Origin of the sequence: Paenibacillus medicaginis, assembly GCF_042138635.1 — a bacterium.
GTDB lineage: Bacteria > Bacillota > Bacilli > Paenibacillales > Paenibacillaceae > Paenibacillus > Paenibacillus medicaginis.
Window position 1 is genome coordinate 23,399 of the sequence record NZ_JBHIRY010000030.1, and the last position, 14,333, is coordinate 37,731.

Annotated in this window: 12 protein-coding genes; 5 read left to right on the plus strand and 7 right to left on the minus strand. The window is 51.8% G+C overall.

The window, feature by feature from the left end; all coding sequences use genetic code 11:
• Nucleotides 1-174 precede the first annotated feature (174 nt).
• The 7 genes from ACE5LO_RS22565 to ACE5LO_RS22595 form a co-directional block, all read right to left on the minus strand.
• The gene (locus ACE5LO_RS22565; RefSeq protein WP_375522216.1) at nt 175-1,200 is read right to left on the minus strand and encodes a polysaccharide pyruvyl transferase family protein; all 1,026 of its coding nucleotides are present in this window, start codon (nt 1,198-1,200) and stop codon (nt 175-177) included.
• A gap of 75 nt (nt 1,201-1,275) precedes the next feature.
• Complete coding sequence (locus ACE5LO_RS22570) at nt 1,276-2,829, minus strand: response regulator transcription factor (protein ID WP_375522217.1); 1,554 nt, start codon at nt 2,827-2,829, stop codon at nt 1,276-1,278.
• Entirely contained in the window at nt 2,807-4,585 is a 1,779-nt protein-coding gene (locus ACE5LO_RS22575; protein ID WP_375522218.1) for a sensor histidine kinase, read from the minus strand. The genes ACE5LO_RS22570 and ACE5LO_RS22575 overlap by 23 nt, the downstream gene beginning before the upstream one ends.
• 121 nt (nt 4,586-4,706) lie before the next feature.
• Nucleotides 4,707-4,964, minus strand: coding sequence for a hypothetical protein (locus ACE5LO_RS22580; RefSeq protein WP_375522219.1), 258 nt, complete (start codon nt 4,962-4,964; stop codon nt 4,707-4,709).
• A gap of 87 nt (nt 4,965-5,051) precedes the next feature.
• Nucleotides 5,052-5,930, minus strand: coding sequence for an inositol monophosphatase family protein (locus tag ACE5LO_RS22585; protein WP_375522220.1), 879 nt, complete (start codon nt 5,928-5,930; stop codon nt 5,052-5,054).
• 273 nt (nt 5,931-6,203) lie between these two features.
• Complete coding sequence (locus ACE5LO_RS22590) at nt 6,204-7,295, minus strand: D-alanine--D-alanine ligase (RefSeq protein ID WP_375522221.1); 1,092 nt, start codon at nt 7,293-7,295, stop codon at nt 6,204-6,206.
• A 55-nt stretch (nt 7,296-7,350) separates the two neighbouring features.
• On the minus strand, nt 7,351-8,352 hold the full coding sequence (locus tag ACE5LO_RS22595; protein ID WP_375522222.1) for an amidase domain-containing protein: 1,002 nt from the start codon (nt 8,350-8,352) through the stop codon (nt 7,351-7,353).
• A gap of 199 nt (nt 8,353-8,551) precedes the next feature.
• Here ACE5LO_RS22595 and acnA point away from each other — a divergent pair, with 199 nt between their 5' ends.
• From acnA to ACE5LO_RS22620, 5 genes are all read left to right on the plus strand, one after another.
• Nucleotides 8,552-11,269: an aconitate hydratase AcnA gene (gene acnA / locus ACE5LO_RS22600; RefSeq protein WP_375522223.1), complete on the plus strand. Its 2,718-nt coding sequence runs from the start codon at nt 8,552-8,554 to the stop codon at nt 11,267-11,269.
• Nucleotides 11,270-11,388: 119 nt separating this feature from the next.
• Nucleotides 11,389-12,339 carry a helix-turn-helix transcriptional regulator gene (locus ACE5LO_RS22605; RefSeq protein WP_375522224.1) on the plus strand — a complete coding sequence of 317 codons (951 nt, stop codon included), beginning with the start codon at nt 11,389-11,391 and terminating at the stop codon, nt 12,337-12,339.
• 73 nt (nt 12,340-12,412) lie between these two features.
• Complete coding sequence (locus ACE5LO_RS22610) at nt 12,413-12,970, plus strand: effector binding domain-containing protein (protein ID WP_375522225.1); 558 nt, start codon at nt 12,413-12,415, stop codon at nt 12,968-12,970.
• A gap of 237 nt (nt 12,971-13,207) precedes the next feature.
• The gene (locus tag ACE5LO_RS22615; RefSeq protein ID WP_375522226.1) at nt 13,208-13,918 is read left to right on the plus strand and encodes a TetR/AcrR family transcriptional regulator; all 711 of its coding nucleotides are present in this window, start codon (nt 13,208-13,210) and stop codon (nt 13,916-13,918) included.
• A complete protein-coding gene (locus ACE5LO_RS22620; protein WP_375522243.1) occupies nt 13,903-14,217 on the plus strand; it encodes a Dabb family protein in 315 nt (104 codons plus the stop codon). Before ACE5LO_RS22615 ends, ACE5LO_RS22620 begins: the two co-directional genes overlap by 16 nt.
• Nucleotides 14,218-14,333: the final 116 nt, after the last annotated feature.

Consider the following 14,333-nt stretch of genomic DNA (forward strand, 5'->3'; position numbering starts at 1 on the left):
AGCTCTCCCCTTTTCGCTGGTATAGTGGAGCCCAACCGAAACATGCCTTATTTGTTGTTAACGCTTTCATTTGCTCCTGGCTGTATTGTCTCAAATCATCCCGCTATTTTGAATACACAAATCCGGCCTCAAATCTTCAAAAAACAGAGGGGCGCACACATGCTTTGGTTTATTTTAAGATTCCAAAGCATCTTTAAGAAATTGAAGTGAATTATTACGATATGCACTTGTTTTTGATTCGTCTATATGATGAAAAGTAACATTATCAATATTTGGAATATTTAATGTATCATAAACATAGCAAGAAGATAAGTAAAACACATCCAGCAGGGCTATCAGTCTTGAATCCATTGATTTGGGGTCATGTGGATTATCAGATACCGGGAAAACCAAAAATGGAACCTTATATAAAATGGCAAAAACTGCCCCATGAAAAGCACTAGTAATAAAATACTTAGCGTGTTTTATGTACCCTACAAATTCCTTCGGACCAACCGTAGCTGCTCCAGCAGTTGCAAGAGATATAATCTCGTATCCGTACTTTTGTGAAAGTGCTTCAGCATATTCCTGAACCCCTGTATCTCGTAAATCATAAGTGAGTATATAGGCTTTTTCTGGCGGAGTAGCAGCTATATCATCCCATTCGGATTTATCAAGAAGCATTACAGGATCCAATACATGAGTAACATCTCCATTTTTCGTCGTTTTCACAAAAGGGATTGCACTTTTTTCACGAACAGAAACAAAGTCTAAGGAATTAACGTGTGGAGCAAGGATATTTTTTCGATGGGGCTCTATTTCTGCTCCTCCCATGCTTGCTGCGTATGCAATTTTCGTTTTTGATGCTGGAACAAAAGAAAGTGCCATACAGGGTAAATTGTCATCGGAAAGAACATGTGGAATACCCCATATTTGGTCGCTACCGCAAACAAAAATATCGTAATCATCAACACATTCTGCAATATCAGATACTGTATATACACGTTCGCTGTGGGTAATGCTTTCGGAAAAAGTCCTAAAATGTTCAGCACTTTTAGCACTTTCACATGCTTGTAAGTAGTATTCGTTTTGCCACTTGAATGTAATTTGCTCACAATGAAATCCTAACTTAGCTATAGCTTTTTGCAGTGCATAAGCTCCAAGTTGGCCACCGTAATTATAGTTTTTATAATAAACAGTAATAATTCCAACTCTTTTCATAATATTCTCCCTTCCGACTGCCGCGTTTCTCTCGAACTGTCATAGTCGTTGAGATAAATCTCGTTGTATTTTAGGCTAATCATGAGACTTAATATACTCGGATGGCGTCATGCCGGTCCATTTCTTGAACACCTGACTGAAATACTGCGCATTGCCGCCAAACCCGAACATTTCCGCGAGCTCGAACACCTTCACATCTCCGCTACCACGGATGTACTCCGCCGCCCTTTCAATCCGGAAGCGGTTGACGTAGTGCGAGAAGGTTTCTCCAGTGACTTTTTTGAATATTTTTCCAAGGTAATCAGAATTCATATACAGCATCTGGCTGGCAACACCGTTCAGTGAAAGCTCCGCATTGGCATAGTTCTCTTCGATGATCAGGAGCATCTTCTCCACCGTGGAGGATTGGCGGCAAATGTTCCGCCTGTAGTACATAAACGTCAGCCGCTCCACCGCGTCTTTCACAAAGGTCTGCAAAGCCGGCAGCGTGCCAATCTCCGCAAGCTCCGCCATACGCGCCGTAAAGAGCGGGCGTTCCTCCTGCGGACAGATGCGGATCAGCGCCGCGTACAGCTGCAACACATAGGAACGAGTGACCGTAATTTCGTACCTCTGCTGTGCCATGATCGTGAACAGGCGTTCCACCTCGGCAGCTGCTTCCTCCACATTGCCCGCCTTGACCAGCAGGCAAAATTTGTCCTCATCCATTTCAAAATCCGCATTCTCTCTGGCCTCCGCCGGAGCGATATCCTCCTTGGTGATCAGACTGCCTTTTCCAGTATAAAAACGGTGATTCATACAGTGCAGCGTCTCCTTGTACATCCGCCTCGCATGTTGCATCCGGTCCCCTTCGCTAATCGCGGCAGTCACCTCCAGCTTGTAAAACTTGCTGAATGTAGCTCTCACCATCTCGATGTCCCGGATCAGCGCCGCCGAATCGGCCGGATTCTCCATGACGATCAGCAGCTGCCCTTCGATCGTAGTACTGAACAGCACACCTTGCAGCAGATCGGCGGCAATGTTTTGCAACGCAAACAAATGCTCCTGCTCATGCGCTTCCTCCACCCGCAGCAGCAGCATCCTGACCTCCCGCCCGCTCAGCTCAAGGCCGAACAGCTGCTGATAATATTCGAGCTCACGGCTGCCGTAGGTTTTGTTGGTAACAAGCTCCCGGAGAAACTGCTCTTTGACATGCGGCAGCATTTTGCGGAAATCCTGCTTCATGCGGCTGACGAAGGTCTCCCGCTCATGCTGTTCCTTCCTTTCTGTCAACAGCTCCGCCAGCGCCTCCTGAATTTGCTGCTCGTTGCACGGTTTCAGCAGGTAATGCTTTACACCATACTGCATCGCCCGGCAGGCATAATCAAAATCCTTATAGCCAGAAAGCATGATAAAGCGGATATCCGGGAACTGCTCATGCGTCTTGGCAACGAGACCGATGCCGTCCAGGCCGGGCATGGAAATATCGCTGATCACAATATCGGGCTGGACTGTACGGATTTGGTCAAAAGCCTCGATGCCGTTGCGGGCCGTTCCTACAAGCCGGGTGCCGGCGCTGCTCCAATCCACGACCTGTGAAATGCCGTCCAGAATGACACGCTCATCATCAACCAGCAGCACTTTGTACATGCTGTTCTCCCCCTTCGATTAAAGGAATCCTTATCGTGACCGACGTTCCTTCATTCGGCCGGCTGTCCAGCTCAAGCCCCCACTGTGGTCCAAAGGTCAGATGGATGCGCTCCTGAATATTGTTCAGGCCGATGCCCTGCCCGCGCGTCCGGACCTGACCGCTGCGCAGCCTGGCAAGGAACTCGCTGCTCATTCCCGGACCGTCATCCTGCACTATGACGAGCAGCACACCGTTCTCCTGACGCGCAGTGATTGTAATAGTGCATGGATCAATGTGCGGCTCAAGCGCATAATGGATGGCGTTCTCCACCAGCGGCTGCAGCGTCAGCTTGGGAATGAGGGCATTGTCCAGGCCATCTTCGATATCCAGGCTGAACCGGAGACGTTCTTCAAACCGGGTCGTTTGGATCGTGACATAACTGCGGACAATGTCCAGCTCCTTTGCAAGCGGAATCAACTGCTCCCGAAAGCTTACCGCGCTGCGCAGCAGAAAACCGAGCGCCTCGACCATTTCCGATATTTTATGCTGCTTGTTCACCTTGGCCAGCCAATTGACCGATTCAAGCGTGTTATATAAAAAATGTGGATTAATTTGCGCCTGAAGCGCTTTCAATTCTGTTTCCCGCAGTAACAACTGTTTGGCATAATTCTCGTTGATCAGCTCGCGGATGCGACTGATCATCTTCCTGTATGTCCGGTGCAACAACCGCACCTCATCATGGGATGTAGAAGGAATGAACCCGAGGGCTTCTTCCTCAAGCCTGTCCAGATCGCCCTTCTCAATATTGCGCATGTGCCCGATCAACTGGTGGATCGGCCTCGTAATGCTGCCTGACAGCCTTGCTCCTAAAACCAGGGCAACGATAAACAACAGGATAAAAATTACAGTTATCAATTGCTTAATGATTGCAATGCTGCGGAACATATCGTCAAACGGGGTTGTATGAAGATAGGTCCAGCCTGTGTAGGAAGAGCGTGCCTGTGCCGTAAAATACGTTCCCCCCGCATAAGTGCCGATTCCGTAGGGCTGCTCCCTCCCCAGCTCGGTTCTGAGCTCATCCGGATGAAGCAGCGGCTTTTCCGGATAAATGATTTGCGTACCGTCTGTGATGATAAGCTGACCCGTATCCTCATCATGAACACGGTCATTGACGATCCGGTCGATCCGAATGCGCATAACCAATGTCCCCAGGCCCTCCAGAGAAAATGAGGAGTCGCTGAAGGATTTGATCTGGCGGACCGCAAGCAGTGAGGAATGAACGCCGGCATACCAGGCGTTGGAGCCGTTCTTGCCCTCTGCCAGCCTGGTCAGATCTGACTGCAGCTGCTCGGACATGCCTTCCCTATTGCCCGCAGACATCACATAACGCTGATTGTCGATCAGCATCATGGAGTAGACATATTTCTCCGATCCGGCGAACGCAATCAGCCGGTTGGTAATCTTCCTGCGCAGCACCAATTTGTCGTAAGGGGACGTCTCATATTTAAGCTGCCGGAGATACTCCTGCAACTGCTCATCAGACACGACCTTGAAGGTAAGCTGCTCCATATCCTTGAGCTGATTTTCTATTCCGATGGAGGACATATTGAGCACTTCAGATGTCTTGAGATACATTTGCTCATCATAAATCCGGAACACATAACCCAGCACCGCCGCAAAAATAATAAAGCTGACAAGCATCAGCACTGAAATGAGCAGCATCATCCTACGATGAATCCCGGCATGTATGAAAGCGTTTTTAATGAAATGCGCCATCATATCTCCTCCTTCACGGTTCATGCGGTGCGGGGACAGAGCCGCGGATAAGCTTTAAGAAAAAAATACCCCATGCCCTGAACTTAGGCAAGAGGTATTTTCACAAAATGTACCATATCTTTCATTTTTGACCCCACTCATCCGTCGGCCTGGACTGCTGCGCCCGTTTCATGTAATCTTCGTAGCGGTCGTCCAGCTCCCTGGCCATACTGCGATACTTCAGCGTATGCTCAACAATGGGATCAAGCCGGGTCTGAATGCGGACCTCGTACTTGGGCGCAAGATTCACCCGTTCCCGCTCCTTCTTGTCCCCGGTCTGCATTTCGCCTTCTGTCAGCATTTCACGCAGCCTGCGTTCCAGTTCTTCCGGGTTTTCCATAACTTCATTCCTCCTTCGGCCGCATCGTGCAGCCGTGAATTCAGTATGGGCAGTTATGGCTGCAGCCATGTATATACGCTGGCCGGATTACTCCTGTCCGGTTGCCCCTGCTTGCTTCAAGACGGCAGCCAGCTCCTGATGAATCGCCCCGTTGCTGGCGATCACATGCCGGACACCGAGATCGTAAGGCTGGCCAAGCGTATCCGTGACGGTGCCGCCTGCTTCCTGTACCAGCAGCGCACCAGCGGCCAAATCCCAGGCGTTCAGCCCGACCTCCGTATAAGCGCTGAGTCGCCCGGCAGCCACATAAGCCAAATGCAGGGCAGCCGACCCGACAGCACGCAGACTTCTGACCTGCGGAGCCAGGGCTTGAACAGCCCGCATGTTGACAGGCATAGCAAAGCCGGGGTCCGGCGGAAAGCCGACAGCCACCAGACCGTCAGAGAGACGGTTCTCCCCGGATACGGTCATGGGATTGCCATGAACATAGACGCCCTTGCCTTTCTCGGCCACAAACATCTCATCCCGTGAAGGGTCGTAAATGACCCCCACGATAACCTCACCCTTATGAGCGAGGGCAATTGAGACGGAGTAGAAGGGAAGTCCGTGCACAAAATTGGTTGTTCCGTCCACCGGATCAACGATCCAGAGATACTCCTCTTCAAGCGCGGCGGCAAGTGCTTGGGCTGACGCCTCTGCTCCAGGCCCCACACCTTCTTCACCAAGGATGGCATGATCCGGAAAATGGGTCAGGATGAGCCGGCGAATCATCTGCTCGGCACCTTTATCCACCTCGGTTACGAGATCCTGCGGTGAATGCTTCGTGTTCAGCTGCTTGACGGTGCCCAGTCTGCTCTTGATCCATTCCCCCGCCTTGGAGGCGGCGTTGACCGCCACAGCGGTATAGCTTTTGCTTGATACGACATAGGGAACCTTATCTACGCCATTCTCCTTCAAAACGCTCACTCTACTTTCTATATCATTCTATCGAGCAATACACTGATGCTTTAAACAGGATACGCCGTGCCTGATGCAAAGTTTCGCCTAAATCCGAATTCAGGTGATCTGCTGCCTTTACGGCTCAATGCCATGCTCCTCAAACCGCGCTGCTGATGCACGCTTGTCCCCCTATGCGGTGGGGCCTCCTTACCAATCTTACCCGGAAAAAGCTTCAGCGATTCAATCCGTCAAGCGGAAAAAAGGAGCATGCACTCCCTTCGTCCGGCATATCTCCTGCGGTTAAATGTTCTCGTAGTTCAGTTTCGATCTGCGTTCATAACGCTCCAGCCCCAGGCTGATCATGCGGTCCAGAAGTTCCGCGTAGGGCAGCCCCGTCTCACGCCACAAAAGCGGGTACATACTGTAAGGCGTGAAGCCCGGCATCGTGTTGACCTCATTGATCAGAATCTTGCCGTCAGACTTGCGCAGGAAAAAGTCGGCACGGGTTATTCCGCAGCCTTCAATCGAGCGGAAAGCGTGCAGCGCCGCTGCGCGGATCTGCTCTGCCGTCTCTGCGTCTATCGGCGCAGGAATCAGCATTTCGGACTGGCCATCCGTGTATTTGGCGGTATAGTCGTAATACTCCGCCGAAGACATGATCTCGCCGGGCACCGACGCCATCGGCTCTTCGTTGCCGAGCACGCTGACCTCAATCTCGCGCGCATCGACAAACTCCTCGACGATAACCTTCAAGTCATAGCGGAACGCAAACTCTACAGCCTGCTCCAGCTCCTCCCGGTTGCGCGCTTTGGAAATGCCGACGCTGGAGCCCAGATTCGCAGGTTTTACAAAGCTTGGGTAGCCCAGCTTATCCTCCATTTCCTGAATGAGGCCATGGCGGTCGTTCTTCCACTGGGCATGACTGAAATAGCAGTACTGCACCTGCGGAAGCCCCGCCTGGGCGAACAGCTTCTTCATGACGCCTTTATCCATCCCGGCGGCTGAAGCCAGGACGCCAGCGCCCACATAAGGCATGTCGGCCATTTCGAACAGCCCCTGGATCGTCCCGTCCTCGCCAAAGGTGCCGTGCAGCAGCGGGAACATGATATCCGGTCCCGCCGGACCGCCATACAGTCTGGAGAACAGGGAGTCCATGGCTGCCTTCGTGCCGCCGGATGCATTCTCCAGCTTAAGCTCCCAGGCTTCTGCAAACGGTGCGTCCATCTCCTCTCCCTTTCTCCACTCGCCCTGCTTCGTAATATAAAAAGGAATAATTTTATATTTACTGAAGTCAAATGCATTCATCACGGCAAATGCAGTCTGCAGCGAGACCTCGTGTTCACCCGATTTTCCCCCGTATACCAAGCCTACGGCCAGACTCTTCTCAACCATATGTACCTCCGCTTTCCTTCTTCAAGTTGAACAGGCTGATGACGGTGCCAGCAAATCAAAACTGGTCCGTTATATGATAGAAGCGATAGACCGTATTCTCCGTCCACGCATAGGAATCTCGATAATCCCAGTATCGGTGGCGTGCGCATACCGTATGGGCGTTAACCAGCGGCATGCCGCCCGCATCAAAAGCCGTCACGATCGTGCTGTGCTGAAATCTGCCGCTCCCGTCCCAGTCATACAGAATTACATCTCCAAGCGTCAGCTGATCGGGTCTTGCTACTTCACTGGCAGCAAGTCCCCAGGTGCTGGAGCGCAGGTACAGTCCCAGACTGTTCGCCATGGCCCAGCTATAGCTCCACAATTCGCGTCCGCCCGCCATTCCTTTATACCACCAGCCCGATTCTCTTTTACCAGTATAGTGGATCGGCGCCCCCCCTGCAAAGAGACATTGGGAGACAAAATTAGTACAATTCGCTTCAAAATTTTCAAACTCGGGGTTGGTACCGTTCCACCATCGGTCCGCATAAGCGGCGGCTTCTTCACGGTGGTATCTGCTCTGCCTTGCCGCACTGCCAAAACCGAGCACACTATGATTAAGCAGCGGCATATTCTCGGCGTGGATGTATGCCACAGATTCAAACGGCGCTTCCGCGCCGGACAGCCGCTGCTCTCCGGCCACCCTCTCCACCCGTCTCACTCTCCATTCCGCGCCTTCCCTTCCGAAGGTCAAGCGCTCGCACTCCACCCGCTCCTCCCGGTGAGTCATGCCGGCCTTGTCATAAAAAAGGCGGACATGAAGAAGGACGTCGGCTACGACCCCCGCTTCCGTCTCCCGGAGCATGCGCACCGGCTTGACCCGTGTCTCGGCGTGAAGCGGAGTAGTGCCGCGTTCCCAGTGCCATTCCTTCATTCTGGCCATGCGCTCTCCTCTCTCCATCAGGAAACGCAGGTCTGTAACCACATTCTCCTCCTTGAGCGGACCGTATTCGATCTCGCATCTGTTGAACTGGTTTGCATATGTGAATAATGCCTGCTTCCAATCCGGGTGCAGCATGCCCTCTCCCCCTTTTCTGACCTGGCTTGCCCGACATCTGGGACATTCCTATCTTATCTGTATGAGCGCAAAAGGAATCCTATGAAGGGCATTTAAAACCCTTTACGAACAAGCATGAAAACGGTATACTTATAACAAAAGCTCTTATTTTGAAATAGAGTTTCATCAAGTGAAACAACTCTGTCGAGGAGGTATTTTAATGTCAGGAAAAGACCAGTTTTCAATAGCCCGCAGCCTGGATGTTAACGGCAAATCTTACCGTTATTACAGCCTGAAGGCTCTGGAAGAGCAGGGTGAAGCGGGGGTAACCAAGCTGCCCTTCTCCATCAAGGTATTGCTGGAAGCGGCGCTGCGCCAGTTTGACGGACGCGCCATTACGGAAGAGCATGTCAAGCAGCTGACGAAGTGGGCGGAAGAACGTGATGCCAATAAAGAAATCCCTTTCATTCCTGCACGTATCGTGCTGCAGGATTTCACCGGGGTTCCGGTTGTCGTTGATTTGGCGGCAATGCGGGATACTGTTAAGAAAGCCGGCGGCGATCCCAAGCAAATCAACCCGCTTGTGCCGGTCGACCTGGTTATCGACCATTCCGTTATGGTCGACGCCTTCGGCTCCAAGGATGCGCTGGATTATAACATCGGCGTCGAGTTCGAGCGCAATGAGGAGCGCTACCGTTTCCTGCGCTGGGCACAGACGGCATTCGATAATTTCCGCGCCGTTCCTCCTTCCACCGGTATTGTGCATCAGGTGAACCTGGAGTACCTGGCTTCCGTGGCCGCTACCAAAACCGTGGACGGCGAGACGGTTGTATTCCCCGATTCCCTGGTCGGAACAGACTCCCACACGACCATGATTAACGGTCTTGGTGTTGTAGGCTGGGGTGTTGGCGGCATTGAGGCTGAAGCAGGCATGCTTGGTCAGCCGCTCTATTTCGTAACGCCTGATGTCATTGGCTTCAAACTGACAGGCAGCCTTGCGGAAGGCTCAACAGCGACGGACCTGGCGCTTACCGTTACGGAAATGCTGCGCAAGAAGGGCGTTGTCGGCAAGTTTGTGGAATTTTACGGACCGGGTCTGGCGAACATCAGCCTCGCAGATCGCGCGACGGTCGCCAACATGGCTCCGGAATACGGCGCAACGATCGGTTTCTTCCCTGTAGATGCCGAGACGCTTGCTTATCTGCGCAGCACGGGCCGCAGTGATGAGCAGGTTGCGCTTGTTGAGGAGTATTACAAAGCTCAAGGTATGTTCCGTACAGCCGATACCCCTGATCCGGTGTTCAGCGATACAATTGAGCTGGATCTCGCATCCGTTGTGCCAAGCCTTGCAGGACCTAAGCGTCCGCAGGATCGGATTGAGCTTACGCAAATGAAAGAAACCTGGGAAGGCGTTATCCGTACGCCGGTTGATAAAGGCGGCTACGGCCTGAGCGACGAGAAAATCGCGCAAAATGTGCCGGTTACGCATAAAGACGGCTCCACAAGCGAGCTGACTACGGGCGCGGTCGTCATTGCAGCCATCACAAGCTGCACCAACACCTCCAACCCGAGCGTTATGCTGGGCGCTGGCCTGCTTGCCAAGAAAGCCGTACAGCGTGGCCTCACGAAGCCGAGCTATGTGAAGAGCAGCTTGACTCCGGGTTCGCTTGTCGTCACCGAGTATCTGCAGAAGGCCGGTCTGATCGAGCCGCTGGAGGCGCTCGGCTTCCACGTTGCAGGCTACGGCTGCGCAACATGTATCGGCAACTCCGGTCCGCTGCCTGAAGAAGTCAGCCAGGCTGTCGCCGATAACGATATGACGGTTGCAGCCGTTCTGTCCGGCAACCGGAACTTCGAAGGCCGTGTCCACGCACAGGTTAAAGCCAACTATCTGGCTTCTCCTCCGCTGGTTGTCGCCTATGCGCTGGCAGGCACGGTCAACATTGACCTGCAGAATGATCCGATCGGTTATGACCAGGAGAATCAGCCGGTCTACCTGAAGGATATCTGGCCGTCCTCCGAGGAAATCAAGGAAGCCATCAGTCTGTCTCTCAGCCCGGATATGTTCCGCAAGAAGTATGAAAATGTATTCACAGCCAACGAGAAATGGAACGCGATTGACGTTCCGGAAGGCGAGCTGTATGAGTGGGACTCAAACTCCACCTACATCCAGAACCCTCCGTTCTTCGAAGGGCTGCAGGACGGCGTGAAGGACATTCAGGAAGTCCGCAACGCACGCGTGCTTGCATTGATGGGCGACTCCGTAACAACCGACCATATCTCCCCGGCGGGCAATATCGCGGTGAACAGCCCGGCAGGCCAATACCTGACCGAGCATGGTGTGGAGCGCAAGGACTTTAACTCCTACGGTTCCCGCCGTGGCAACCACGAGGTCATGATGCGCGGCACGTTCGCGAATATCCGTATCCGCAACCAGGTTGCCCCTGGCACGGAAGGCGGAGTGACCAAGTATCTGCCAACGGACGAAGTCATGTCCATCTACGATGCTTCCATGAAGTATCAGGAAGCTGGACAGAATCTGGTCGTTATCGCCGGCAAGGAATACGGCACAGGCAGCTCCCGCGACTGGGCGGCGAAAGGTACATTCCTGCTTGGTGTGAAGGCCGTCATTGCGGAAAGCTTTGAACGGATTCACCGCAGCAACCTGGTCGGTATGGGTGTGCTGCCGCTGCAATTCCAGGAAGGCAATAGCTGGTCCAGCCTTGGGCTGAACGGCCAGGAAACCTTCGATATTCTCGGCCTCGATAACGAAGTGAAACCGGGTCAAACCCTCACCGTTATCGTGAAGCGCGAAGACGGCACAAAATTCGAGTTCCCGGTAACGGCCCGTCTCGACAGCATGGTGGATGTCGATTACTACCATAACGGAGGCATTCTGCAAACCGTACTGCGTCAGATGATTCAGAACAACAAGTAATATTTGTCCGTTATTCCAAGCCCTTCAGGACGTTCCAACGTCCTGAGGGGCTTTTTGCTGTGCTTCCAAGGCTTTATAATCATGTACAACAGATTCGAGACCCAAGGAGCGGATAAATCGTGAAAATAGATCGCCTGCTGGCCATTGTCATCCTTTTGCTGAACCGGCGTATGATTCAAGCCAAGGAGCTCTCCGAACGGTTTGAGGTATCGGTCAGGACCATTTACCGCGATATTGATGCGCTTGCCCGTGCAGGCATCCCTGTAGTGACCTATCAGGGCGCGGGCGGGGGAATCGGCCTGAGCGAAGGCTACCGTCTTGACCGGGCTTTGCTTAATGATGAAGAGCTGGCCGCCATCGTCACCGCTCTACGCAGCCTGGCAACCTCCGATCCGGAGGCGGACCATCCCTCCTTGCTGTTGGAGAAGATACAGCAAATCATCCCCGCTTCCAGGGCGGAGCATTTTCGTTTCCGTACCGAGCAATTCATCGTGGATTATTCCGATTGGGGCAGCCGCGGGGAATTGCAGGGGGTCCTCTCCCTGCTCAAGCAGGCCATCAGCGGGCTTCACCCCGTCCACTTTCGCTACAAGGACGCAGAGGGACGAGTAAGCTCCCGCAGCTTTGAGCCTTATACACTGGTGCTGAAGCATCATCAATGGTACGTGTACGGCCGCTGTATGGCACGCGAGCAGTTCCGGATGTTCAAGCTGATCCGGATGCGTGAGGTCACTATTGCCGAAGACTCTACATTTGTCCGTGAATCGATTGTGCTTGAAGAACTGCCCTGGCAGCAAAGCTGGAACAAGCCGGATAACCAGATAAGGCTGGTGCTGCGTTTTAGTCCTGACGGGGTCCATCTTGCCGAAGAATGGTTTGACCATGAGAATTTGGAGGAGGATGATGACCGGAGAATCATCGTAACATGCCGCTTCCCGGAGAACGATTGGCTGTACGGCTTTATCCTCAGCTTTGGCGTACACGTGGAAGTGCTTGAGCCTCCGCACGTACGGGACCGTATTCGCACTATGGTGCAGCAGATGCAGCATAATTACGATGGCACCACTTGAACATGACAGTATGCTGTCATGTTTGCCTCCATATACTGAGGAACATATATACAGTTCAAAGGAGGCACATGAAATGAGAACTAATGAACAATGTCAAAGCTGCGGCATGCCTATTAACAGTGAAGAGCTGGCAGGTACCGCTGCAAACGGAAGCCTGATCCAGCCTTTAGAGTTCGTTGAAAAAGAAGCCTTTACACTGGCCGGGAAGGCAGTTCGCACAACCAATGCCGCAGAAATGACAGGTCAAGGCCTCATTCCCGGTCTATGGGCTTCCTTCCTCCAGGAAGATAAGGAGCATAAGCCTTCCGGGCCCGTTTACGCGTGCTACACAGACTATGAAAACGGAGTATACGGAAAATATACCTTTCTGTTAGGACATATTGCGCCTCCTGGTGACAAGATTCCGGATGGGCTGTCTCCAGTTACCCTGCCTGCTGCCAGATATGCTGTCTTCCGGACCGAATATGGACCGCTTCATCAGGTTGTAGCTGAAGCCTGGCAGCGCATATGGCAGTGGCCTGCGTCTGTTCAGGGGCTGGAACGAACCTTTTCCGGAGACTTCGAGCTTTACAATGAGTTCGCGGAAGATGCCGGGAGCGGACAGGCGGACATTTATATTGCAGTGAGATAAAGTACCATTCGACAGCACTAAAAAACGTTGCATAAATCTGATAAATCCGATCCATCCAACGGGGCCTGCAGCGGCGGACCAAGACTTGATAAATAAAGTCTTGGACTGCCGCTGTTGTCAGGAATTTAGAGTTATTTTATATCGGCAGTTGACTAATATATGTTAATTGTATATCATTGATATATGAAATGAGCTTCTTTTCTTTACTTCTTATCAAGAATAGGGGTGATTAAGCTAATGCGAAATGAACGGCCCAACGAGACGCGTACAAGAATTCTGAAATCTACAGCCCAGTTGCTGGCCGCTTCACCAGCCGGTGACATTTCAAACCGCGAGGTATGCGAAGCCGCAGGAGTAAAAGCACCGACGCTGTATCATTACTTTGACGATAAAGAGGCTTTATTACATGCTGTGGTTAAGGAGGCATTTGATCAGTACCTCGCTCAAAAAAGAAAGATTGAACATACAGGTGACCTCATTGCCGACTTTAAAAAGTTATGGGATATGCATATCACTTTTGGACTGGATAATCCGGCGCTGTATGATCTGATGTACTGTCGGGCATCCACACACACGGTGTCACCAGCCGCCGCTACCGCCCGCTCGGAGGTAATGGAGTTCATGCGTCATATTGAAGATGTCGGCCGGCTGCGGTTACCGATCAACGTATCAACCGATCTTTTAGAGTCGGTCGCGACAGGGCTAACGTTTCATCTCATCCGCTCGAACAGCAACATTCACCATCCTCTGGTCTCCATTACCCGCGACATGCTGATCTCGATCTTAATTGGGCTCGCCCCCTCATACGATGATCAGTTGGTCTCACCACAAATCGTAGAAGCCGCTTCTACTTTGCGGCATGAATTATCCAAAGTCCAAATTTCTGCTCTAAGAGCTTCCGAAACTGCACTGCTTAAGGAATGGCTTGACATATTGTCTGGCAATTAGAGCTCACTTACTGGAGGGTATATTATGATTTAACTAAGCTTAAGAACCGCAATGAAGAAACAATAAACAACGTAAAAAACAAGCTGCTGGGAATGAAGGGCAAAATTGAACATCTGAAGGATTTATCGGTTGGGGTGGACTTTACTCACACTCAAATTTCTTATGATATAGCGATGGTGGCACAATTTAATTCAAAAGAGGATTTTAATGCTTATCTTGCACATCCTGCACATCTTGAAGTTGCTAAATATATTTTTGGAGTTCAAGAGAAGGTGGTAACCGTGAACTACGAAATATAATATGGATTTTTCGCTGACTCTAGCGATGTATGCAAAAAGGTACCCACAGCCCAAACACTTTTTTTTCAAAGTGTCCAGTCTATGGGTACCAGTTTATAAAGGGCGCCCTTTACTTT

Bases quoted from the DNA above. Each gene is read 5' to 3' on its own strand.
- ACE5LO_RS22565 (WP_375522216.1), bottom strand. From the start codon at position 1,200: ATGAAAAGAGTTGGAATTATTACTGTTTATTATAAAAACTATAATTAC.
- ACE5LO_RS22570 (WP_375522217.1), bottom strand. From the start codon at position 2,829: ATGTACAAAGTGCTGCTGGTTGATGATGAGCGTGTCATTCTGGACGGC.
- ACE5LO_RS22575 (WP_375522218.1), bottom strand. From the start codon at position 4,585: ATGGCGCATTTCATTAAAAACGCTTTCATACATGCCGGGATTCATCGT.
- ACE5LO_RS22580 (WP_375522219.1), bottom strand. From the start codon at position 4,964: ATGGAAAACCCGGAAGAACTGGAACGCAGGCTGCGTGAAATGCTGACA.
- ACE5LO_RS22590 (WP_375522221.1), bottom strand. From the start codon at position 7,295: ATGGTTGAGAAGAGTCTGGCCGTAGGCTTGGTATACGGGGGAAAATCG.
- ACE5LO_RS22595 (WP_375522222.1), bottom strand. From the start codon at position 8,352: ATGCTGCACCCGGATTGGAAGCAGGCATTATTCACATATGCAAACCAG.
- acnA (WP_375522223.1), top strand. From the start codon at position 8,552: ATGTCAGGAAAAGACCAGTTTTCAATAGCCCGCAGCCTGGATGTTAAC.
- ACE5LO_RS22610 (WP_375522225.1), top strand. From the start codon at position 12,413: ATGAGAACTAATGAACAATGTCAAAGCTGCGGCATGCCTATTAACAGT.
- ACE5LO_RS22615 (WP_375522226.1), top strand. From the start codon at position 13,208: ATGCGAAATGAACGGCCCAACGAGACGCGTACAAGAATTCTGAAATCT.